Below are 21,864 nucleotides of genomic sequence, written 5' to 3'. Positions count from 1 at the left end.
TGCGCCCGCCCGGCGCAAGCTCCCGCCCTACACGTCAATGAACGGCAGGGCGACATGGCCAGCAGCAAGCGCAAGGGATTCCGTAGCGAACACGACAGCATGGGCAAGCTGCAGGTGCCCGCAGATGCGCTGTGGGGGGCGCAGACCCAGCGCGCGGTGGACAATTTCCACATCTCCGGACGGCCGATGCCGGCGGCATTCATCCGCGCGCTGGCGCTGGTGAAGGCCTCGGCGGCGCTGGTCAACGGGCACCTGGGGCTGCTGGATGGCAAGCGCGCCGACGCCATCGTCGAGGCCGCCACCGCCGTGGCCGGTGGCGCCCATGCCGACCAGTTCCCGATCGACCGCTACCAGACCGGATCCGGCACGTCCTCCAACATGAACGCCAACGAGGTGATCGCGCACCTCGCTGGCAAGGCCACCGGCCTGTCGGTCCATCCGAACGACCACGTCAACCTAGGCCAGAGCAGCAACGACACCATCCCCACCGCGCTGCGGGTGATGGCGGTCCGCGAAACCGAAGCCGCGCTGCTGCCGCAGCTGGAGCATCTGCGCAACACCATCGACGCCCAGGCCAAGGCGATCGGTGCGGTGGTGAAGACCGGGCGCACCCACCTGATGGATGCGATGCCGCTGACTTTCGCGCAGGAGTTCGGCGCCTGGGAGGCGCAGCTGGCGTCGGCGCAGGCGCGGATCGAGGACAGCCTGAAGCGGGTGGCGCGGCTGCCGATCGGCGGTACCGCCATCGGCACCGGCATCAACGCCCATCCAAAGTTCGGCAAAGCGGTGGCAAAGGCGCTCAACGCCGCCACCGGTCTGGGTTTCAGTCAGAACCCCAACACCTTCGAAGGCTTGGCCGCGCAGGACGACCTGGTGGAGCTGTCCGGTCAGCTGAGCGCACTGGCGGTGGCGCTCATGAAGATCGGCAACGACCTGCGCTGGATGAACTCCGGCCCGCTGGCAGGGCTGGGCGAGATCGAGCTGCAGGCGCTGCAGCCCGGCAGTTCGATCATGCCGGGCAAGGTGAATCCCGTGATCCCCGAGGCGCTGTGCATGGTCTGCGCGCAGGTGATCGGGCTGCACCAGGCCAATACCGTGGCCGGGCAGAGCGGCAACTTCCAGCTCAACGTGATGCTGCCGCTGCTGGCCGGCAACCTGGACGAGGCGATCGGCCTGCTGGCGAATGCCATGCGCGAGCTGGCCGACAACGCCATCGCCACCCTGAAGATCCGCCGCGACGTGGTGGCGCAGGCGCTGGACCGCAACCCCATCCTCGTCACCGCGCTCAATCCGGTGATCGGCTACGAGAAGGCCGCGAAGATCGCCAAGCGTGCCTATGCCGAGCGGCGCCCGGTGCTGGAGGTGGCGCTGGAAGACAGCGACCTGAGCGAAAAGCAGCTGCGCAAGCTGCTGGACCCGGCGGCGCTGACGAAGGGCGGGATCAAGAGCGAGGCGGGATGACCGGGGCGAACGCGCCCCGCGGACGGGTGTTGCGCGCGACCCATGCCTTGCCCGGCGCTAGTTGCCGTCCGGGTTGAACACGATCGGTACCGATACCTCGGCTGCCACCGGTTGCCCATTGCGGGTGGCCGGCTGGAAGCGCCAACGGCGCACCGCCTCCAGTGCGGCGCGGTCGAGATGGCGGTTGCCGCTGCTGTCGACCAGCGCCTGCCGTTCCACGCTGCCATCAGCGGCCACGGTGACGGTGATCCGCACGGTGCCGCCGGCGCCCATGCGCAAGGCTTCCGGCGGATAACGCGGGGCGGGCGTGGACAGTGGCTGCGGCTGGGCGCGATCGCCGGGCGCGGGAGCGGCCGGCGCCACGCGCGGCGGCGCGGGACGGACCGGGGCCTCGATGATCCGCGGCTGGTCGCTGCCCGGAGTGGATGACTGTTCTGTGGCGCTGCCCCTGGCGACCGTGCGCAGGCCGCTGGCGGTGGCGTCGCCGCCGTCGCTGCCGGCCACGTCCGGTGGCAACGGCACTGGCAGCGTGTCGGACTGGCCGGCAGCCGCCTCGGTGCCGTCGGCCTTGTAGAAGTCATAGTCTCGGCGCGAATTCAGCCAGACCAGCAGGAACAGCAGCAGGCCGACGCCGAAGGCGATGGCCAGGCGAATCACCAGCCTGGACGGCAGCAGCGGTTGGCGCTGCGGGAGCTGCGGGTCGGGCGCGGACATGGCCGCATTCTTGCACAGCGCCCGTGCCTCGCTGTCATCACGCGCGCGCTCGGCGATAATGTGCGTTCACCCTCGCACCGCGAAGCTCCCATGCTCGATCCCGCCCTGCTGCGCTCCAATCCCGCCGACCTTGCCGAGCGCCTGCGCGCCACGCGTGGCTTCGAACTCGACGTCGTCCGCATCGAAGCGCTGGAAGCCGACCGCAAGCGCATCCAGGTGCGCACGCAGGAGCTGCAGAGCCTGCGCAACTCTAAGTCAAAGGATATCGGTCGTAACATGATGCTGGCTAATAAAGAGGCCGCAGAGGACGGGCTAGATGTCGGCCATTACGAAGGAATTGCGGAGCAGTTAAAAAAGGAGGTGGCCGGTTTCGGCGAGGAGCTGAAGGCGTCCGAAATCGAGCTGGAGCGGATCCGCGGCGAGATCGAGGCGATTGCCGGCGCGATCCCCAACCTGCCCGATGCCAGCGTGCCGCTGGGCGGTGGCGAGGCCGACAACGTCGAGCAGCACCGCTGGGGCACCCCGCGCAGCTTCGATTTTGCGGTCAAGGACCACGTGGAGCTGGGCGCGCGCAATGGCTGGCTGGACGGCGAGACCGCGGCCAAGCTCTCCGGCTCCCGCTTCACCGTGCTGCGCGGCCAGCTGGCCCGCCTGCACCGCGCGCTGGCGCAGTTCATGCTGGACCTGCACACCGGCGAGCACGGCTACGAGGAAACCAACGTGCCGGTGATCGTCAACGCCGAATCGATGCGCGGCACCGGGCAGCTGCCGAAGTTCGAGGAGGACCTGTTCTCCACCCAGCTGGGCGAGCACAGGCGCTACCTGATTCCCACCAGCGAAGTGCCGCTGACCAACATCGTGCGCGACGAGATCCTCGACGCCGAACGCCTGCCGTTGCGGATGACCGCGCATTCGATGTGCTTCCGCTCCGAAGCCGGCAGCGGCGGCCGCGACGTGCGCGGGATGATCCGCCAGCACCAGTTCGAGAAGGTCGAACTGGTCAGCATCGCGAAACCCGAAGAGTCCGATGCCGAGCACCTGCGCATGACGCGCTGCGCCGAAACCGTGCTGGAAAAACTGGGCCTGCCGTACCGCAAGGTTTTGCTGTGCACCGGCGACATGGGCTTCGGCGCCACCAAGACGTATGACCTGGAAGTCTGGCTGCCGTCGCAGGACACCTACCGCGAGATTTCCTCCTGCTCCAACTGCGGCGATTTCCAGGCCCGCCGCATGCAGGCGCGCTGGCGCAACCCGGCCACCGGCAAGCCCGAGCTGGTGCACACGCTGAACGGCTCCGGCGTGGCCGTCGGCCGCGCGCTGATCGCGGTGATGGAGAACTACCAGAACGCCGACGGCAGCATCGACGTTCCTGAAGTGCTGCGCCCGTACATGGGCGGGGCAGAACGGATCGGTTGATCGCCGCCACCGATGCAAAGCGAACGGGTCCGGGAGGGCCCGTTCGCGTTTGCATCGCGGGGCGCCGTCAAGCCGCCAGCGGCAGCGCCTCGTCGATCCGCGCATGGGCGGCGGCCATGGCTTCGCTGCGCATTGCGGGCGAGATGGCCAGGCCCTCGGCCGTGATGAAGCTGATGTCGTCGATGCCGAAGAAGCCGAACACCTGGCGCAGGTAGGGCTCGATGAAATTTCGCCCTTCCTCCACCGGGTACAGCCCGCCGTAGGTCCCGGCCACGATCACCTTCTTGCCGCCGGCCAGCCCCACCGGGCCGGCTTCGGTGTAGCGGAAGGTCTGCCCGGCCACCGCCACCCGGTCGATCCATGCCTTGAGTTGGCTGGGGATGCCGAAGTTGTACATTGGCGCGCCGATGACCACCACGTCGGCGGCCAGGAACTCATCCAGCGCGCGCTGTGCACGGGCCGCCTGCACGGCGTCCGCCTTGGCCAGGCTGGCGCCGTCGAGATGGGGCAGGGCGTGGCTGCCGGCAAGGTCGCGGTGGAGGACCTCGATGCCTGGGACCTCGCGTTGCCAGCGGGCCACGATGGCAGCGGAGAGTTCGCGGCTGGCGGAGTTTTCGGCGAGGATGCTGGAGTCCAGATGCAGCAGTTTCATGGTGGGCGATCCCGGTAGGTGCGGCGCAGCCGCGATGGGATCAATGTAGATTGTTGCTTTTTTGGGATAAAGTAAGTCAAATACTACTTTACGTTCCATATTTGGAATTGCCCCAATGCAGGATCTCAACGATCTCTACTACTTCGCCGCGGTGGTCGACCACGGTGGATTCGCCGCTGCCGAACGCGCGCTGGGCATTCCCAAGTCGCGCCTGAGCCGGCGCATCAGCGCGCTGGAGGCGGAGCTGGGCGTGCGCCTGCTGCAGCGTTCCACGCGGCGCTTCGCCGTCACCGACGTCGGCACCAGCGTGCATCGCCACGCACAGTCGATGCTGGCCGAGGCGCAGGCCGCGCGCGAGGCGGTGGACCGGCTCAGCGCCGAGCCGCGCGGCAGCGTGCGGGTCAGCGTGCCGGTGTCGATGGCGCAGCAGCAGATGCCCAAGCTGCTGCCGGAATTCATGGCGCTGTATCCGAAGGTGCGGGTGCAGCTGACCGTCAGCAACCGGCGCGTCGATGTCATCAACGAGGGCGTGGACGTCGCCATCCGCGTGCGCAGCAAGCTGGACGAGGACGGCAGCCTGGTGATGCGCAGCTTCGGCCAGATCCAGGAACTGCTGGTCGCCAGCCCCAAATACCTGGACCGCGCCGGCCGCCCGCGCGTGCCGGAAGAGCTGGCCGACCACGTCACCCTGAGCGTGAGCGAAGACGAGGCCCGCCAGCGCTGGGAGCTGCACGGCCCCAATGGCGAGGTGCGCCGCATCGAGCTGCAGCCGCGGGTCACCGGCTTCGATTTCCCGATGATGCAGGCGATGGCGGAAGGCGGGGTGGGCATCACGTTGCTGCCGGAAACCATCTGCGCCGACGCGGTGCGCAGCGGTGCGCTGGAAGTGGTGCTGCCGGACTGGCGGCTGCCGCAGGGCATCGCGCATGCCGTGTTCGCCTCGCGCCGCGGCATGCTGCCGGCGGTGCGGGTATTCATCGACTTCCTCGCCCAGAAGCTGCCGAAGATGCTGGAAGAGGCGCGGCTGGAATGCAGCGACCCGGAATGCCTGAAGGCAAAGGCCAAGGCCAAGGCCGGCGGTAAGGCCAAGGCGGCGTAGAGGGGGGCGGAAGCGGTGAGATGGATTCGGCCCGTCGCTGGGCCTCACCCCACGCTGTGCGTGGGGCAGCCTTCGGTTGTCCAAATCGGCAGTCCTGCCGATTCGCCGAACTCACGATCCCGCTTTGCGGAATGCAATGCGATTTGGCGGAAGCGGTGAGATTCGAACTCACGGATGGTTTGACCCATCGGCGGTTTTCAAGACCGCTGCCTTAAACCACTCGGCCACGCTTCCCTCGGTCGTCATTGTCGCATGCCATGGGCATCGCCGATGCCTGATTGCACCGGGTTCCCAATCAATCTGCCGATTCGGATAGCTTCTGGGGTAGCCACATGCTTGGTGGGCCAAAGAGGAATTGCTGATGCAGGATTCGGTGAGACAACGCGCGGAGCGATATCGGGTGGAGGACGTGCCGGCGGCCAACGTGCCAGGAACCAGACTTGCCAACATCCTGCAATTGCTCGAGGCGGGTCGACCGGCGTCGGAAACCACGCAAGCGTTCTTGGCCTCGCGCGGACTACATGCCTTGAGCAGCTATGCGAAAGGCGGTATGGCCGATGCTGACTTCGCCAAGGCCGCACAAGCCGAGCAAGAGGCCCGACGCGGGGCCGCGGAGCAAGCGCGGGCGGAGGCGACCGCAAGGGCGGACGCGCGGAATGCGGAGATGCAAGCCCATCAACAAGCCATCGAAGCGGACAGGCTGCGCCGCGAGAGCGACCCGCGTTGCATCGCCCGGAGGAGAAACCAAGCGCTGCGTGAAAAATACGGCATTCCGGGCTATGTCGAGCAGGACCACTTCCAGCGGTTGATGGCCATCCTGACCCGGCTGGACAACCGCGGCCGTGTTGCGGAAACGGAGATGGTCTGGCTTGCGACTGAGGGGCGTGAACATCGGACGGAACAGGTGTTGCGCGCGTATCATCGCATCGAGGCGGATGCGGCCTTGGCCGAGTACCACACCACCGCAAACGTCTGGAAGGCGGTGACGGCAAGCGGGCATTTGCGGAAATGCGGTGCGTCGCAGGAAGCTCACGATTTGCTGGCCAACATTCCGGAGCGGCGTCAGCATTCGCCGAAACTCAAGTCGGCGGTACGCACGACGCACGGAGGTGCTCTGCGCGACCTCAACCGACGCGAGGTAGCCTTGCGCCTGGCGGAAGATGCGCACACATTGCTTCCTGACGATTTTCGTCCCTGCACCTTGTTGGGTGCGATCCACATGGAGCAACGGGAAATTGCCCTGGGGCATGAGTGGTATCAAAAGGCCGAAGAGCGTGGTGCGCCCCCCAAGCATGTCGATTCGGAGATCCGCTCGATCTTGACGCAGATGCCACAGGAGGAGAGGGCAAAGGTCATCGAACAGTTGCTGGTGTTCGAGCCGTTCCGTTATGACTGGCTGAGACAAGCATTTACCGGAGGACATGGGCAGAGAGCGGGCGGGCAGATGAGATAAAGGCAAATGACTTTGCCGAACCGATGTCCGGCTGCCCTGACCCGCAAGGACACTACCCCATGCCCTACACCCCCATCGTCGCCACCCTCGGTTACGTGCTGTCGCCCGATGGCGGCAGCGTGCTGATGATCCATCGCAACGCACGGCCCGGCGATCACCACCTCGGCAAGTACAACGGCCTGGGCGGGAAAATCGAGCCGGATGAAGACGTGCTGGCCGGCATGCGCCGCGAGATCCGCGAGGAGGCTGGGATCGAGTGCACGTCGCTGCGCCTGCGCGGCACGATCAGCTGGCCGGGCTTCGGCAAGCATGGCGAGGACTGGCTGGGTTTCGTGTTCGTGGTGGATGCGTTCGAAGGCGCGCCGCTGGAGCGCAACCCGGAAGGTGCGCTGGAGTGGGTGGCACGCGAGCGCCTCCTGGAGCTGCCGCTGTGGGAGGGCGACCGCCACTTCCTGCCACTGGTGTTCGACGACGATCCGCGGGCGTTCCATGGGGTGATGCCCTACAGCGGCGGGCGCATGTTGTCCTGGCGCTATTCCCGGGTCTGAACGGGCGCAACGCTGCATCCCGGCCGGGCACTCCCCGCGCGGCCGCGACGGGTGCAGAATCTGGCGTTTCCCCCCGACAGGAAGCCGTCATGACCATCAAAGCCTGGGGCGCCCACGCCGCCGACAAACCCATCGTCGCCATGGACATCGAGCGTCGCGCGCCGGGGCCGCGCGACGTGCAGATCGAAATCGCCTATTGCGGCATCTGCCATTCCGACCTGCATACCGTGCGCGCCGAATGGGCGGGCACGCTGTATCCCTGCGTGCCCGGGCACGAGATCGTCGGCCATGTCAGCGCGGTTGGCGCCGAAGTCTCCGGCTTCAAGGTGGGCGATACCGTCGGCGTGGGCTGCATGGTGGGCAGCTGCCAGCATTGCGCCGCCTGCGGCGAAGGGCTGGAGCAGTACTGCGAGCAGGGCATGGTCGGCACCTACAACGGCCCCACCGCGGACGCGCCGGGCCATACGCTGGGCGGTTATTCGCAGCGCATCGTGGTCGACCAGGATTTCGTGTTGCGCGTGCACCACCCGAAGGAGCAGTTGGCGGCAGTGGCGCCGCTGCTGTGCGCCGGCATCACCACCTATTCCCCGCTGCGGCACTGGAACGTCGGGCCCGGCAAGAAGGTCGGCATCGTCGGCATCGGCGGGCTGGGCCACATGGGCATCAAGATCGCGCACGCGATGGGCGCGCGGGTGGTGGCGTTCACCACCAGCGAATCCAAGCGCGCCGAAGCACACGGCCTCGGTGCCGACGAAGTGGTGATCTCGCGCGATGCCGCGCAGATGAAGGCGCAGCGCAACAGCTTCGATTTCATCCTGGATACCGTGGCGGCCAGCCACGATCTCGATGCGTTCTCCGCGCTGCTCAAGCGTGACGGCACCCTGTGCCTGGTGGGCGTGCCGGAGCATGCGCACCCCTCGCCGAACATCGGCAACCTGATCTTCAAGCGCCGGGCGATCGCTGGCTCGCTGATCGGCGGTATTGCCGAGACCCAGGAGATGCTGGACTTCTGCGCCAAGCACGGCATCGTCGCCGACATCGAGATGGTGCGCGCGCAGGACATCGACGCGGCCTACGAGCGGATGCTCAGGAGCGACGTCAAGTACCGCTTCGTGATCGACGCGGCGACGATGTGAGTCGCGACGGTTGTCCACAATCGCTGTGGATCGGTGGTCGCATAACGATGTGGATAAGCGGCTGATCGCAAGCCGTGCCAATGCTTCCAACGGGGTGGCGAATATTTCGCCACCCCGTTCCCGTTGCGACGGCCCGCGCGGTGGCGGTTGTCCACAGCGCTTGTGGATGGAACTCGTATAAGAGTGTGGATAACCACCTGCGCGACAGGCGTGGCGCGGCTGTCAACAGGCGTGGTGAAAAATTCGCCAGAGTTTTTCCGGTTGCCGGCGCGTTCCGGCAAGTGCGTTGTCCACAGCCGCTGTGGATGGAAATCGTATAACGGTGTGGATAACCGTCCGAGCGCGAGGCGGGGTGCGGCTGTCAATGGCGTTGGCTAAAAAATAGCCATGCGGTTCCCTCCCGTGGTGCGGGTCAGGCCTCGATCTGCCGCGCGGGATCCGACAGCTCCAGCTCGCGCAGCACCACGCTGGCCTGGGTGCGGTTGCGCACGCCGAGGCGCTCGAAGATGGCGGTCAGGTGCGCCTTCACCGTCCGCTCCTGCACGTCCAGGCGGTCGGCGATCTGCTTGTTGAGCAGGCCCTCGGCGACCAGCGCCAGCACCCGGAACTGCTGTGGCGACAGGCTGGCCAGGCGCGCGGCAAGATCCGCATCCTGCGGCGCACTCTGCGCCCGCGCCACGCTTGCGCGCAGCGCCGGCGGCAGCCAGGTCTCGCAGGCCAGCACACTGCGGATGGCGTCGCGCAGTTCGTCGAGGCCGGCGCTCTTGGGCAGGTAGCCGGCGGCGCCGTGGTCCAGCGCGCGGCGCACCACCCGCGGGTCGTCGTTGGCCGAAACCACGATCACCGCCACGCCCGGGAACTGCGCGCGGATCGCCGCCAGACCGGCCAGCCCGTGGTTGCCCGGCATGTGCAGGTCCAGCAGCACCAGGTCGACCTGCGGCTGCGCATCCAGCAGCGCCAGCACCTGGTCCAGCGTCCCGGCTTCGAACAGCTGTACGTCGCCCAGCGCGTCGCGCGCGGCCTGCCGCAACGCGGCGCGGAACAGCGGGTGGTCGTCGGCGATCAGCAGGGAGGCCATGGCGTTACTGCGCCGTCCAGCCCCCGTCCACCGGCATCGCGGTACCGGTGATGTTGTGGGCCTCGCGCCGGCACAGGAACACCGCCAGCGCAGCGATTTCGGCGGGCAGGGTCATGCGCAGGCTGGGCTGCTTTTCCGCCAGCAGCGCGCGCACGCCGTCGTCGCAGCTGCCGCCCTGCATGCGCGCCTCGATCTGCGGCTCGATCAGCGGGGTTTCCACCCAGCCCGGGCAGATACAGTTGACGGTGACACCGCCGGAGTCACGGTTGCCCTGCGCGGCGTATTCCAGCGCCGCGACCTTGCTCAGGCCGACGATGCCGAACTTGCTGGCCACGTACGGGGCCTTGTCCTTCGAGGCTACGAGCCCGTGCACCGAGGCAATGTTCACTACGCGACCGTAGCCGCGGCCGGCCATTGCCGGCATCGCCAGGCGCATGGTGTGGAAGGCCGAGGACAGGTTGATGGCGATGATGTCGTTCCACTTTCCCACCGGCATCTCGTGCAGCGGCACCGCGTGCTGGATGCCGGCGTTGTTGACCAGAATGTCGATGCCGCCGTTCGACCAGCCGGCAAGATCGGCCATCATTGCTTCGATGGCGGCGGGGTCGCGCAGGTCGGCGCCGAAGTGCCGGGTCCCGCCATCGCCCGCGGCATCCACCTCGGCGATCGCGGAAGCGATCTGCTCGGGCGAGCCCAGGCCATTGATCGCCACCTTCGCGCCGGCGGCCGCAAGCCCCTTGGCGATGGCCAGCCCGATGCCGGACGTGCTGCCGGTCACCAGCGCGGTGCGGCCCAGCAGGAAGGTGTCGCTCATGGTGCGGCTCTGCAACGGAGGAGAGGCGCATACGCTAGCAGGAACGCGACGCCGCCTGCTGGTACGAAAGTACGATGCGACGCGCCGCGGCAGCAGCTATGGTCGCAGCATGAACACACTCCGCCATTGCGCCCTCGCCGCGACCGTCGCCCTGATGGCCGGCTGCGCCAGCCTGCCCGCCGCGAAGGAAACCGCCGCCATGTTCAGCCAGCCGCGTGCCACCGAACATCGCGGGCAGGACGACCTGCTTACCGGCGGGCTGGGGCTTGCCGGCCTGCAGTCCATGCTGCCGCCAGGCTTCGCCGACGCCGCGCGTCCGGCCCCGGCCGAGCTGCGCAAACGCGCGCTGTGGAGCAACTGGCGCGGGATCGCGGATCTTTCGCCCGGCGGTGGTTACGGCAGTCTTTACGGCAGCGTCGCCGCCGTGCCGGGCCGCGAGTTCAGCGCGTTCGCCAAGCTCGCCGGGGCGACCCAGCCGCATCGCGTGCTGGTGCAGCTGCCGGACGCCTTCGATGCCGGCAAGCGCTGCGTAGTGGTGGCCGCGTCATCGGGGTCGCGCGGCATCTATGGCGCCATCGCGGTAGCCGGTGCGTGGGGGCTGCCGCGCGGCTGCGCAGTGGCCTATACCGACAAGGGCGCGGGCACCGACTATTTCGATCTCGATGCGGGGCAGGGCGTGGCCGCCGACGGTACGCTGGCCTCTGCGGATGCGGCGTTGGCATTTGTTCCGCAACCGGCCGGTGGCAGCGGCGTGGCGTTCAAGCACGCGCATTCACAGGACAACCCGGAGGCCGACTGGGGTCGCCACGTCAAGCAGGCCGCGCAGTTCGCGCTGGCCACGCTGGATGCGCAGCTGCCGCAGCAGGCGCCGTTCACCTTTGAAAACACCCGCGTCATCGCGGTGGGCATCTCCAACGGCGGCGGCGCAGTGCTGCGCGCGGCGGAAGACGGCGAGCCGTGGCTGGACGCGGTGGTGGCCGGCGAACCCAACGTGCTGGCCGAAGGCGCGGGTGCGCGCAGCCTGTACGACTACACCACCGAAGCCGCGCTGCTGATGCCGTGCGCGCTGCCGCAGCTGGGCATTCCGGCGATGCCGGGACTGGATGCGAAGTGCGCGGCGCTGTCCGCGCGCGGCCTGCTGTCCGGCGCCAGCGCGGACGCGTTGCAGAAGGACGCGCTGGCGAAGCTGCGCGCGGCCGGCTGGACCGATGCGGCGCTGCGGGCGGGTGCGATCAGCGTGGGCTTCGACCTATGGCGCGCGGTGGCGGTGGGCTATGCCTCCGCCTATGGCCGCTACGCGCATGACGCCCATCCCTGCGGGTATCGCTATGCGGCGCTGGGTGCGGATATGCAGCCGCGCGCGGTGACCGATGCCGAGCGAGCTGCGTGGTGGGCCGACGGCAGCGGCATTCCGCCGGGCGCCGGCGTGGGCATCGTCGATCCACAGCCGCTCGCCGATCTGGGCCTGACCGGCCTGCAGTGCCTGCGCGCGCTGTGGACGGACGACGGCGCGGATGCGCAGCGCGTGCGCGACGGCATCGCCCGGACCCGCGCCAGCGCGCCACGCACCGGCCTGCCGGTGGTTGTCGTCCATGGCACCGACGACGGGCTGGTGCCGCAGGCGTTCTCCAGCGCGCCGTACGTGGCGATGGCCAAGGCGGCCGGGCGGGACGTGCGCTACTGGCAGGTGCGCAACGCCCAGCATTTCGACGGTTTCCTGGCGCTGCCGCATATGGCGGCGGCCTACCTGCCGCTGCTGCCGTACGTGTACGAGGCGCTGGACCGCATCGATGCGTACCTGGACGGCAAGGCCGCGCTGCCGGCCGATGCGGTGGTGGCCACGGTGCCGCGGATGGGCAAGCCGCTGGCGCCGGAACACCTTGCGATGCCGCGCTGACCGCGCGGCCGACTCCACGCAGGCCACGCGCGCGGTGGGTTAGGCTCTGCCTACAGGCCAACCGGAGCAGCCGATGAAGCAGCGCCATTTCTCGATGTTGCGGGAGTTCCACCTCGCCGACTGGTTCACCCTGGCCAATGCCTTCTGCGGAACCGGCGCGATCTTCGCGGCGATGCGGTTCCTGCAGGACGGCGTGGTGCGCGACCTGCTCATCGGCATGGCGCTGATCCCGCTGGCGTTCGTGTTCGACGCGTTGGACGGGCGCATCGCCCGCTGGCGCAAGGTGTCTTCGACGTTGGGGCGCGAGCTGGATTCGCTTGCCGACGTGATCAGCTTCGGCGTCGCCCCGGCGGCGCTGGGCTATGCCTGCGGCCTGCAGGGCGGCTGGGACTGGCTGATCCTGAGCGGCTTCGTCGGCTGCGGGGTGAGCCGGCTGGCGCGCTACAACGTCACCGCGGAGACCCTGGCGGATGGGGGCGACAAGGTGAAGTACTTCGAAGGCACGCCGATCCCGACCAGCGTGGTCATCGTTGGCATGCTGGCGTGGGCGGCCTGGCGCGGCGACATCGGTGCCGACCTGTGGCTGGGCGTGGTCCGGCTGGGCCCTTGGCAGCTGCATCCGCTGGCGCTGGTGTTCGCGTTGTCCGGCGCGCTGATGATCAGCAAGACGCTGCGCATCCCCAAACCCTGAGGTTCCTGCAATGGCGGTGTCACCGCGGCGTTGCTAGCATCGCTGCATGGACGGAGGGGACATGGCGGACGCATCCAATGATTTCGCGGCGCTGACGCGCCAATATCTGGACTTGTGGGGGCAGGCGCTGCGCGGGAGCGCGCCACAGCCCGCCGCTGTGGGCGTGCCCGGGCTGAACGACATGTTGGAGGCGTGGGGGCGCAAGGCCGGCGGGCAGGGTGGGCTTGGCCCCGCGATGGAGCACTTCAACCGGCAGAGCAGCGACTGGTATGCGCAGATGCAGCAGGTGGCGTCGCGGTTCAGCGGCCGCGACCACAGCGCGGGCGACGTTGCCGGCGCTTGGCGCGAGGCGTTTGCCGGCACCCACCCGTTCGCAGGGCTGATGGAAAGCATGCGCGGGCCGGGGCTGGAAACCATCGCGCAGTGGGGAGAGGCGGGCATGCCGTCGCTCCACGGCCTGCGCGCGGAGACCGCAGCGGCGATGCGGATGCCGGCATTCGGCTTCGCCCGCGAGCACCAGGAGCGGTTGCAGGCGCTGGCGCTGGCGCAGTTGCGCTGGCAGGAGGCGCAGCAGGATTACGGCAGGCTGATGGCGAAGGCGTCGCGCGACGCGTTTTCGCGCTTCGAATCCAAGCTGGCCAGCCACGAGGAGCCCGGTCGGCAGATCTCCAGCGTGCGTGCGCTGTTCGATCTGTGGGTGGAGGCTGCGGAGGAGGCCTGGGCGGAGTTGGCGCTGTCGCAGGAATACCGCCACGCGTTCGGTGCGCTGGTGAACGCGCAGATGCGCCAGCGCGCCGCCGCACAGGCCATTGGCGAGCAGGTGGCCAGCACCTACGGCTGGCCGGAGCGCGGCGAGCTGGACAGCGCCCACCGCAAGATCGCCGAGCTGGAGCGCCAGCTGCGGCGCATGCAGCGCGCGCCCGTGCCGGCGGCTGCCGGCGACGTGGAACCGCGCAAGGCGCCGTCGAAGCGGACGCCCGGGGCCAAGAAGCCGCCCGCGGCCAAGGCTGCATCGGCCAATGCGCCGGCGAAGAAAGCGCCGGCAGCGGGTGCGGCCAGGAGAGTTGCGACGAAAATGGCAGGGAAGATCGTGAAGCCGGCCGCGAAGGACAGTGCGGCCGGGGTGAACGCGCGCGCGGGCAAGCCCGCCGCCAGGAGGCGTTGAGATGATCGGGCCGCTGAACATCACTCTGGAGTCGCTGGCCGAGGAAACCGGCCGGTTTCAGCGCAAGCTTTCCGCCAGCGTGGAAACGCTGCGCGAAATGGGCGACGTAGATTTCGGGGTCACCCCGCGCGAGGAGGTCTGGCGCGACGGCAAGGTGGTGCTGTACCGCTTCAAGGGCGAGCATGCGCCCACCGCGCGGGTGCCGATCCTGATCGCCTATGCGCTGGTCAATCGTCCGTACATGGTCGACCTGCAGGCCGACCGCTCGCTGGTCAAGGGCCTGCTGGCGCGTGGCGAGGACGTCTACATCCTCGACTGGGGCTACCCGGACCGCTCCGACCGCTTCCTCACCCTGGAGGATTACATCGAGCGTTTCATCGGCGGCGCCGTGGACTACCTGCGCGACGCCCATGGCCTGCCGTCGATCAACCTGCTGGGCATCTGCCAAGGCGGTGCGTTCTCGCTGTGCTACGCCTCGCTGCATCCGGAGAAAGTCAAGAACCTGATCACCATGGTGACGCCGGTGGACTTCCACACCAGCGACAACATGCTGTCGAACTGGAACCGCGAGATCGACGTGGACCTGCTGGTCGACACGCTCGGCAACGTGCCGGCCGACATGATGAACTTCACCTACCTGATGCTGAAGCCCTGGCGGCTGTTCGCGCAGAAATACGTGGGCATGGTCGACATCCTCGACGACAGGCAGGCGATGGAAGACTTCCTGCGCATGGAAAAGTGGATCTTCGATTCACCCGACCAGGCCGGCGAGGCGTTCCGCGAGTTCAGCAAGCAGTTCTTCCAGGAGAACCGCTTCGTCACCGGCGGCGCGAAGGTGGGCGGGCGCGAGGTGCACCTCGGGCTGCTGGAAATGCCGATTCTCAACATCTACGCCGAGCAGGACCACCTGGTGCCGCCGGATGCCTCGCGCGCGCTGCGCGGGCTGTGCGGCAGCGAGGACTACACCGAGCTGTCGTTCAAGGGCGGCCACATCGGCATCTACGTGTCCGGCCGGGCGCAGAAGGAAGTGCCGCAGACCATCCACGACTGGCTGGCGAAGCGGTCGCGCTGAAGATGCGCGCGCCGCCGCGCTGGCTGCTGCACGCGGTGCAGTGCCTGGGCATCCTGTGGGCGTCGCCGGTCAGCGCGATTGGGCTGGTGGCAGGCCTCGCCGCGCTGGCGGGTGGGGCGCGCATGCAGCTGAGCCGGCGCGACCTGGCCTGCACCTTCCACCGCGTGCCGTGGGGGCCGGGCGGCGCGCTGACGCTGGGCAACGTGATCCTCGACACTGGCGATGACCTAGGTCGTTCCTGCAATACCTATGCGCACGACGCCGGCCACGGCCACGAGCCGCGCATCCGGCTGTGCGACCACGAGCGCGCGCACGTCCTGCAGTACATGGTGCTGGGGGTGCTGTTCCTGCCCCTGTACGTGCTGCAGGGTGGAGTGGCCGCGCGCAACCCGTTCGAGCGGGCGGCGGACCGCTACGCGCGTACCGGCCGCGGTTGGTGGCCCTGGCTGCGCGACTGAATGCGGCTGGCCGACGGGCGGTTCGCCTGAATGGACGCTGCTTAGCCTTTTCCTAACCTGACCGGCGGTAACCTCGCCGTACCGGAGAAAAACTCCAAGGCGCGCAAGGCGTCAAGGAGAATCGCTCCGGCCCCGACCCGGTCCCCTCCAGGCGCAATGCCCGCGAGACCGGGTTTTTCATGCGCGGCGTGCGGCCTGCCGCGTACCGCCGGCAAGGCATGACCGCAAAAAAATCCCGGCCATTGGCCGGGACTCTAGGGGTGCCTGCTTGGGCGTGGATCAGAACAGTTCGACGCTGCCGGCGTCCATCGTCTGCTGCAGGACCGGCTTGTGCGGCGGGCGTTCCCATTCACCGCGCATCTGCGCGATGCGGTTGCCGATGTTGGCCAGCGCCTTTCGCATTTCCGGGTCCTGGAAGCCGTGGCTGCCGCGCAGCAGGTCGTGCAGGGTGGTGGCTTCGTTGTTGATCTGCTCCAGTCGCTGCAGGTGCACGCCGGCGGCGCCCAGCGCCTGGGTCGCGATGTCCTCGAACTGCAACGAGCGGACCGCTTCCGCCACCGAGGCGTCGATCGCCCGGCCGCAGTCCGCGATGTCACGCATGCCGTTGCCCAGGCTGCGGTGGATGCCCTCGACGCGGTCCATCATCGAGGCCGACTCGCTGCGTGCGACGCGGACCCGGTCGAGATCGCGCGAGGCGGTCTGCGAGACGGTATCGCGCACCTTGGCAATGGATTCCTTGGCGTTGTGGGCGAGCTTGCGGATTTGTTCGTTGAACGCGGTGCTGCGTTCGGAGAGATTGCGGACCTCGTCGGCCACCACTGCGAAGCCGCGGCCGGCCTCGCCGGCGCGGGCCGCCTCGATGGCGGCGTTGAGCGCCAGCAGGTTGGTCTGGTCGGCGATCGACTTGACGTCCTCCAGCAGGGCGAAGATGCCATCCAGGTGGCCGGCCATCGCGTCGATGTGGCTGACGGTGACGCCGCTCTGGCCGCTGGCCGCTTCCAGCGCCTCGACCAGCTGCTCCATCTGCTGGGTGGCCTGCTGCGCGAAGCGCGAGATGTCGATGGAGCCGCTGTCGTCACCGGTGCGCTCGACCAGCCGTGCCACCACCGTGCTCTGCTCGCGGGACTTGCGGTTGACCGCGTCGAAGCTGCTGCCGAGCTTGGACACCGATTCCCGGATCAGGGTGCGGGTGCGCTCGATCTCCGCGTGCGAACCGCTGATCTCGTTGCCGACGAAGCCGCGAAGCTCGCCCAGCAGCTTGGCGTGGTCGCGCAGCACCTGGGCTTCGGCCTTGTTCGGCAGCGAACGCCAGACCACCGCGCACCAGGCGGCGGCAGCGGTGACCACCAGGGCCATGCGGACGGCCATCGGCCAGTTCAGGGCCTCGGCAATGAACAACAGCAGCATCAGCACCATCGGTGCGGCGATGCGGAGCAGGGCGCGGGGTTCCATCGTCGATCTCGTCGGGGACTCGATGGAGATAACGGCCGAGGGGGCCGTCAGCTTTAGCAGCGCCGGTGGCGGCGGTCAGGTGCCGCCGGCGTTGGTGCTGGCCAGCAGGGCGCCGGCGATCTCGGACAGCGGCAGCACCTGCTGGGCGGCGCCAAGGGTGTAGGCGGCCCCTGGCATGCCCCAGACCACGCTGCTGGCCTCGTCCTGGACCATGGTGGCGGCGCCGGCCTTGCGCAGCGCCAGCAGGCCGCGCGCGCCGTCGTCGCCCATCCCGGTGAGCAGGACGGCACTGGCATTGGCGCCGGCGGCCTGCGCCACCGATTCGAACAGCGCATCGACGCTGGGACGGTGGCGGCGGATCGGATCGTCCTCGCCCAGCCGGCAGCGCCAGCGCGCGCCGCTGCGCTGCACGCGCAGGTGCAGCCCGCCCGGCGCGACGTAGGCATGGCCGGCCAGCAGCTGCATGTCGTCCTCGGCCTGCACCACGGTCATCTTGCTGTGCCGGTCCAGACGCTCGGCGAACGGCTTGCTGAAGGCCGCCGGGATGTGCTGGGTGATGACCGTGGCCGGCGCGTCGGCCGGCATCTGTTCGAGGATCACGCGGATCGCTTCGGTGCCGCCGGTGGACGCGCCGATGGCGATCAGACGATCGGTGGTGCGGTACTTGATCGCCGTGGGCTGCGTGCTGGCCGCGGATGCGCCGGGTTGCAGGCGGGCGACCCGGGCGCGGGCCGCGTGGCGCACGCGCTCGCAGAGCTCGCTGGCGTAGTTGTTCAGGCCGCGCTCCACGTCGAGCTTGGGCTTGGTGACGAAGTCCACGGCGCCCAGCGCCAGCGCGTCCAGGGTGACCTGCGCGCCCGCCTCGGTGAGCGAGGACACCATCACCACCGGCATCGGCCGCAGCCGCATCAGGTTCTGCAGGAAGGTCAGCCCGTCCATGCGCGGCATTTCGACGTCGAGGGTGAGCACGTCGGGTTCGAGCTGCTTGATCTTCTCCCTGGCGATCAGCGGATCGGACGCGGTGCCGACGACCTCGATGCCGGGGTCCTGGGAGAGGATTTCGCTCAGCACCTGGCGCACCAGCGCCGAGTCGTCGACGACCAGTACGCGCACCTTGCCCGGGCGCTGGGGGGTCTGCATGGCCATCAGAACAGCTCCACCGAACCTGCCACCGGCTTCTGCGCCAGCTGGCTGCGATAGGCGCGCTCGACCCGCGCGATCTCGCCCGCCGCCGGCAGGCGCTTGACCAGGGTACGGCCGGTGCGCACGAAGAAACAGACCTTGCGCGGCTGCACCCCGAACAGGTCCTGGGCCACGATCGGGATGCGTTCCGCGGTGAGGTAGTTGAGCACGAAATTGCCGTTGCGCGTGCCGATCGGGTCCAGGGTCATGCCCGGCAGCACATTGCCGCCGCCGAACACCTTGGCCTGCAGGCGCGAACGCATGGCGCCATGCTTGAGCAGCCCGTTGATGAGCAGTTCCATCGCATGGGCGCCGTAACGCGCGCTGCCGTCGCCGGGTGCGGCGTCCGGCAGCATGAAATGGTTCATTCCGCCGACGCAGGCGCTGGGGTCATAGAGGCATGCGGCGACGCAGGAACCCAGCACGGTGGCCAGCGCGATGGGGTCGGACGAGACCCGCCACTCCGCCGGCAGCAGCTTGATCACGTCCGCGTCGAGCGCCGGGTCGTAGTAGGTGCCCGGCGGCGGTGTCCGGGCCGTGGCGACGCTGGCCGGCAGGACGCTCATCGACCGTCCTGGGCTGCGCGGTAGATGGTCCTGCCGCAGGGCTGCACCACGTCCAGCGCGTGGGCGAAGCTTTCCGAATGCCCCGCATAGAAGCGGCCGCCCGGCGCCAGCAGCGGTGCGATCTTGCGCAGCACCTCGTACTGGGTGGGCTTGTCGAAGTAGATCATCACGTTGCGGCAGAACACCGCCAGGAAGCGCTGGCGCATCCCGTAGTCCGGTGCCAGCAGGTTGAGCTGGCGGAAGTCCACCAACTGGCGCAGGTGCGGCTTGACCCGGACCATGCCCTCGTTGGGCCCGGTACCGCGCAGGAAGAAGCGGCGCTTGCGCTCGGGCGACAGGTCGGCGATGCGGTCGGCGCCGTAGCTGCCGGCGGCGGCGGTGGCCAGCGCGTTGGTGTCGATGTCGGTGGCCAGGATGCGTACCGGCGGGGTGTCCGAACCGAAGGCCTCGCAGGCGGTGATCGCCAGCGACCAGGGCTCTTCGCCGGTGGAGGCTGCGCAGCACCAGATGTCCACCGGTTCTCCGCGCGGTACCGCGCGCAACTGGTCGCGCAGGGCATCGAAGTGGTGGGCCTCGCGGAAGAACGAGGTCAGGTTGGTGGTCAGTGCGTTGATGAACGCCTGTTCCTCGCTGTCCGGGTCGGCTTCGACCAGGTCGAGGTAGTCGGCGCAGCTGGACAGGCCGCGTGCACGGATGCGCCGCGACAGCCGGCTGTAGACCATGTCGCGCTTGTGCTCGGCAAGGTGGATGCCGGCGCGGGTGTAGATCATCCGGCAGGCGCGACGGAAATCGCGGTCGTTGAACTCGAAGCCCGTGCCGGTACCGTCGCGGTCGCTGGCGCCCTCAGCCATGGGCCATCTCCGCCTGCTGCGCCAGCAGTCGCGTCTGCAGGGCGGCCGCGTCCAGTGCCGGGGCATAGAGGTAGCCCTGTGCCTCCTCGCAGCCGTGGTCGTGCAGCCAGGCCGCCTGCGGCATGTCCTCCACGCCTTCCGCTACCACCCGCAGGCCCAGGGCGCGCGCCAGCATCAGGATCCAGCGGACGATCGCGGCATCCTCGCCGTTGTCCAGCATCCCGCTGACGAAACTGCGGTCGATCTTGACCCGGTCGATGCGGAACCGACGGAGCATCGACAGCGACGCGTAACCGGTGCCGAAGTCGTCGAAGGCCAGGTTCACCCCGCGCGAGCGCAGCGCCGCCAGCGCCTCGGCACCCGCGCTGTCCTGGGTCAGGGCGATGGTTTCGGTGATCTCCAGCTCCAGCCGCTCCGCCGGCAGCCCCGCTGCCGCCAGGGCCATCTGGACCTCCGCCACCAGCGACTCGGCGAGCTGGGCGGGGAACAGATTGATGCTCACCGACGTATCCGGGTCCGGCCACTTCGCGGCGTCCTGGCAGGCGCGCTTCAATACCCACGCGCCGACTTCCGCACCCAGCGGGCTGCGCGCCAGCAGGTCGATGAAATCGCCCGCCGGAACCATGCCGCGCTGCGGATGTCGCCAGCGCAGCAGCGCCTCGGCGCCGCAGATCCGCCCGGTGCCCAGTTCGACCTGCGGCTGGTAGTGGAGCTCGAACTCGCCCTGCGCATAGGCGCGGCGCAGGTCGCGGTCGAGGTCGCGACGCGTCAGCGCGTCAGTGCGCATTGCCGCCTGGTAACGGCAGACCTGGCGTCCGCCTGCCGACTTGGCGCGGTTCAGCGCAAGGTCGGCGCTGGCCAGCAGGTCGCCCTGGCCGCGGACATCCGCGCGCAGGGCGATACCGACGCTGACGTCGATGTTGATCTCGTGCCCGCGCACGCGCAGGGTCTGTTCCAGATTTCGGACCAGCGCCGGGACCATCGCGGCATCGCTGGTGGCATGGTGTTCGCAGGCCGCCAGGCGGGCGTCGCTGCAGGCCACCGCGAATACGTCGCCGCCCACGCGGGCAAGGCAGGCGTCGGCATCGGCATTGGCCTGCAGGCGATCGGCGACCGCCTGCAGCACGCGGTCGCCAACCACATGGCCAAGCCCGTCATTGATCCATTTGAAGCGGTCGATGGCGAACAGCGCCACGCCCCAGTCGGGGTGCCGCTCCAGCGCGTCGAGCAGGGCGTTGCGGTTGGGCAATCCGGTCAGCGAGTCGTAGTGCGCCAGCCGGTCGAGCTGGGCGCGCTGGTGGGCCGCCTCGGTGATGTCATGCAAGACCAGGGTGACGCCCCGGTCCGGGCCGTAGCGCCAGGTGGAGCGAGTGGCATCGAGCAGGCGCAGGCTGCCATCGGGGGCCACGATGCGCAGGTGCTGGCTGCCTTCGATGCGCCCGGACAGCCACGCCTGGGCAATGTCCTGGTCGGATTGCAGGCGCAGCGGGAACAGCGAGAACAGCGGCTGGCCGGCAAGCTGGCTGCCGAACAGTTGTTCGGCGGCACGGTTCTGCCAGCGCACCCGTCCGTGCCGATCGCCGACCAGAACGGCTTCGCGTGCCTGTTCACCGGCCTGCGAGACGATCAGCGCGCGGCGCTCCAGGTGCCGCTGCTCCAGCAGCGTGGCGGCGATGCGTGCCAGCCGCACCAGGGCATCCAGCTGGTCTTGGCCCGGTGCTTCGCGGCGCTCGTGGGCAAATACCGCCAAGGTGCCAAGACGCTGACCGGCGCGGCCGCGCAGGGCGACACCCGCGTAGAAGCGGGCGCCGCAACGCGGGTCCGCCGGCATGTCGGGCAGCACCAGCAGCGGGGTGTGCTGCTCCCAGGTGCGCACGATCAGGTGGTCGCGCGAGAGCTGGCGCGGACCGCCTTCGACGCCGTGGCCGGCGAGCATCAACACTCGTTCGTCGTCGCAGGCGGCGACGACGCCCATCGGCGCCTGCAGTATCGCCGCGGCCAGCGTGGCCAGATCGGCCAGACGCGCCGACGCCTCGCAAGCCGGAAAGGCCGGCGAAGTGGAGGCGGCATCGTGCAGATCGCGGGCGGGCGGAAGCTCGAATGTCATCTGCGCGAGGCGGGACCGAAGGGGGAAGGGACAGCAAGAACCGGGCGGGGCA

At 68.8% G+C, this 21,864-nt stretch carries 19 protein-coding genes, 1 tRNA gene and 1 pseudogene; 11 read left to right on the top strand and 10 right to left on the bottom strand.

The window, feature by feature from the left end:
* Positions 1–54 precede the first annotated feature (54 nt).
* Entirely contained in the window at positions 55–1,461 is a 1,407-nt protein-coding gene (locus ICG51_RS01625; protein ID WP_190281251.1) for a class II fumarate hydratase, read from the top strand.
* Positions 1,462–1,518: 57 nt separating this feature from the next.
* On the opposite strand, the gene ICG51_RS01620 is transcribed toward ICG51_RS01625, so the two are convergent.
* On the bottom strand, positions 1,519–2,175 hold the full coding sequence (locus ICG51_RS01620; RefSeq protein WP_190281250.1) for an energy transducer TonB: 657 nt from the start codon (positions 2,173–2,175) through the stop codon (positions 1,519–1,521).
* 90 nt (positions 2,176–2,265) lie between these two features.
* On the opposite strand from ICG51_RS01620, the gene serS reads away from it, so the two are divergent.
* Positions 2,266–3,591 carry a serine--tRNA ligase gene (gene serS, locus ICG51_RS01615; protein ID WP_190281249.1) on the top strand — a complete coding sequence of 442 codons (1,326 nt, stop codon included), beginning with the start codon at positions 2,266–2,268 and terminating at the stop codon, positions 3,589–3,591.
* Positions 3,592–3,658: 67 nt separating this feature from the next.
* Here serS and ICG51_RS01610 read toward each other — a convergent pair whose 3' ends face one another.
* Positions 3,659–4,243, bottom strand: coding sequence for an NAD(P)H-dependent oxidoreductase (locus tag ICG51_RS01610; RefSeq protein WP_190281248.1), 585 nt, complete (start codon positions 4,241–4,243; stop codon positions 3,659–3,661).
* A 115-nt stretch (positions 4,244–4,358) separates the two neighbouring features.
* On the opposite strand from ICG51_RS01610, the pseudogene ICG51_RS01605 reads away from it, so the two are divergent.
* Positions 4,359–5,276: pseudogene (locus ICG51_RS01605) on the top strand (LysR family transcriptional regulator); the annotation flags it as partial.
* A 210-nt stretch (positions 5,277–5,486) separates the two neighbouring features.
* Here the strand turns inward: ICG51_RS01605 and ICG51_RS01600 are convergent.
* A tRNA-Ser gene (locus tag ICG51_RS01600) sits at positions 5,487–5,576 on the bottom strand.
* Positions 5,577–5,703: 127 nt separating this feature from the next.
* Here ICG51_RS01600 and ICG51_RS01595 point away from each other — a divergent pair.
* The 3 genes from ICG51_RS01595 to ICG51_RS01585 all read left to right on the top strand — a co-directional run bounded on the left by ICG51_RS01595 (position 5,704) and on the right by ICG51_RS01585 (position 8,479).
* On the top strand, positions 5,704–6,795 hold the full coding sequence (locus ICG51_RS01595) for a hypothetical protein (RefSeq protein ID WP_190281246.1): 1,092 nt from the start codon (positions 5,704–5,706) through the stop codon (positions 6,793–6,795).
* Positions 6,796–6,854: 59 nt separating this feature from the next.
* Positions 6,855–7,343 (top strand): 8-oxo-dGTP diphosphatase, encoded by a 489-nt coding sequence (locus ICG51_RS01590; protein ID WP_190281245.1) that lies wholly within the window; start codon positions 6,855–6,857, stop codon positions 7,341–7,343.
* An 89-nt stretch (positions 7,344–7,432) separates the two neighbouring features.
* The gene (locus ICG51_RS01585) at positions 7,433–8,479 is read left to right on the top strand and encodes an NAD(P)-dependent alcohol dehydrogenase (protein WP_190281244.1); all 1,047 of its coding nucleotides are present in this window, start codon (positions 7,433–7,435) and stop codon (positions 8,477–8,479) included.
* A 412-nt stretch (positions 8,480–8,891) separates the two neighbouring features.
* On the opposite strand, the gene ICG51_RS01580 is transcribed toward ICG51_RS01585, so the two are convergent.
* The gene (locus ICG51_RS01580) at positions 8,892–9,557 is read right to left on the bottom strand and encodes a response regulator transcription factor (RefSeq protein ID WP_190281243.1); all 666 of its coding nucleotides are present in this window, start codon (positions 9,555–9,557) and stop codon (positions 8,892–8,894) included.
* Positions 9,558–9,561: 4 nt separating this feature from the next.
* Entirely contained in the window at positions 9,562–10,371 is an 810-nt protein-coding gene (locus tag ICG51_RS01575; RefSeq protein WP_190281242.1) for a 3-hydroxybutyrate dehydrogenase, read from the bottom strand.
* A 109-nt stretch (positions 10,372–10,480) separates the two neighbouring features.
* Here ICG51_RS01575 and ICG51_RS01570 point away from each other — a divergent pair, with 109 nt between their 5' ends.
* The 5 genes from ICG51_RS01570 to ICG51_RS01550 all read left to right on the top strand — a co-directional run bounded on the left by ICG51_RS01570 (position 10,481) and on the right by ICG51_RS01550 (position 15,654).
* Complete coding sequence (locus ICG51_RS01570) at positions 10,481–12,268, top strand: 3-hydroxybutyrate oligomer hydrolase family protein (RefSeq protein WP_190281241.1); 1,788 nt, start codon at positions 10,481–10,483, stop codon at positions 12,266–12,268.
* 73 nt (positions 12,269–12,341) lie between these two features.
* The gene (locus ICG51_RS01565) at positions 12,342–12,959 is read left to right on the top strand and encodes a CDP-alcohol phosphatidyltransferase family protein (protein WP_190281240.1); all 618 of its coding nucleotides are present in this window, start codon (positions 12,342–12,344) and stop codon (positions 12,957–12,959) included.
* 61 nt (positions 12,960–13,020) lie between these two features.
* Positions 13,021–14,124 (top strand): poly(R)-hydroxyalkanoic acid synthase subunit PhaE, encoded by a 1,104-nt coding sequence (locus ICG51_RS01560; RefSeq protein WP_190281239.1) that lies wholly within the window; start codon positions 13,021–13,023, stop codon positions 14,122–14,124.
* A gap of 1 nt (position 14,125) precedes the next feature.
* Positions 14,126–15,196, top strand: a complete 1,071-nt coding sequence (locus ICG51_RS01555; RefSeq protein ID WP_190281238.1) for a class III poly(R)-hydroxyalkanoic acid synthase subunit PhaC — start codon at positions 14,126–14,128, stop codon at positions 15,194–15,196.
* A gap of 2 nt (positions 15,197–15,198) precedes the next feature.
* Positions 15,199–15,654: a hypothetical protein gene (locus tag ICG51_RS01550; protein ID WP_190281237.1), complete on the top strand. Its 456-nt coding sequence runs from the start codon at positions 15,199–15,201 to the stop codon at positions 15,652–15,654.
* 279 nt (positions 15,655–15,933) lie between these two features.
* On the opposite strand, the gene ICG51_RS01545 is transcribed toward ICG51_RS01550, so the two are convergent.
* The 5 genes from ICG51_RS01545 to ICG51_RS01525 form a co-directional block, all read right to left on the bottom strand.
* Positions 15,934–17,106: a methyl-accepting chemotaxis protein gene (locus ICG51_RS01545; protein WP_190281236.1), complete on the bottom strand. Its 1,173-nt coding sequence runs from the start codon at positions 17,104–17,106 to the stop codon at positions 15,934–15,936.
* Positions 17,107–17,181: 75 nt separating this feature from the next.
* Positions 17,182–18,252: a chemotaxis response regulator protein-glutamate methylesterase gene (locus ICG51_RS01540; protein WP_190281235.1), complete on the bottom strand. Its 1,071-nt coding sequence runs from the start codon at positions 18,250–18,252 to the stop codon at positions 17,182–17,184.
* Complete coding sequence (gene cheD / locus ICG51_RS01535; RefSeq protein WP_190281234.1) at positions 18,252–18,854, bottom strand: chemoreceptor glutamine deamidase CheD; 603 nt, start codon at positions 18,852–18,854, stop codon at positions 18,252–18,254. The genes ICG51_RS01540 and cheD overlap by 1 nt, the downstream gene beginning before the upstream one ends.
* Complete coding sequence (locus ICG51_RS01530; protein ID WP_190281233.1) at positions 18,851–19,705, bottom strand: CheR family methyltransferase; 855 nt, start codon at positions 19,703–19,705, stop codon at positions 18,851–18,853. The genes cheD and ICG51_RS01530 overlap by 4 nt, the downstream gene beginning before the upstream one ends.
* Positions 19,698–21,812: a GGDEF domain-containing phosphodiesterase gene (locus ICG51_RS01525; protein WP_190281232.1), complete on the bottom strand. Its 2,115-nt coding sequence runs from the start codon at positions 21,810–21,812 to the stop codon at positions 19,698–19,700. The genes ICG51_RS01530 and ICG51_RS01525 overlap by 8 nt, the downstream gene beginning before the upstream one ends.
* Positions 21,813–21,864 lie beyond the last annotated feature (52 nt).

This window comes from Thermomonas sp. XSG (assembly GCF_014678725.1).
Lineage (GTDB): Bacteria > Pseudomonadota > Gammaproteobacteria > Xanthomonadales > Xanthomonadaceae > Thermomonas.
This window is presented reverse-complemented; position numbering and strand designations above follow the sequence as displayed.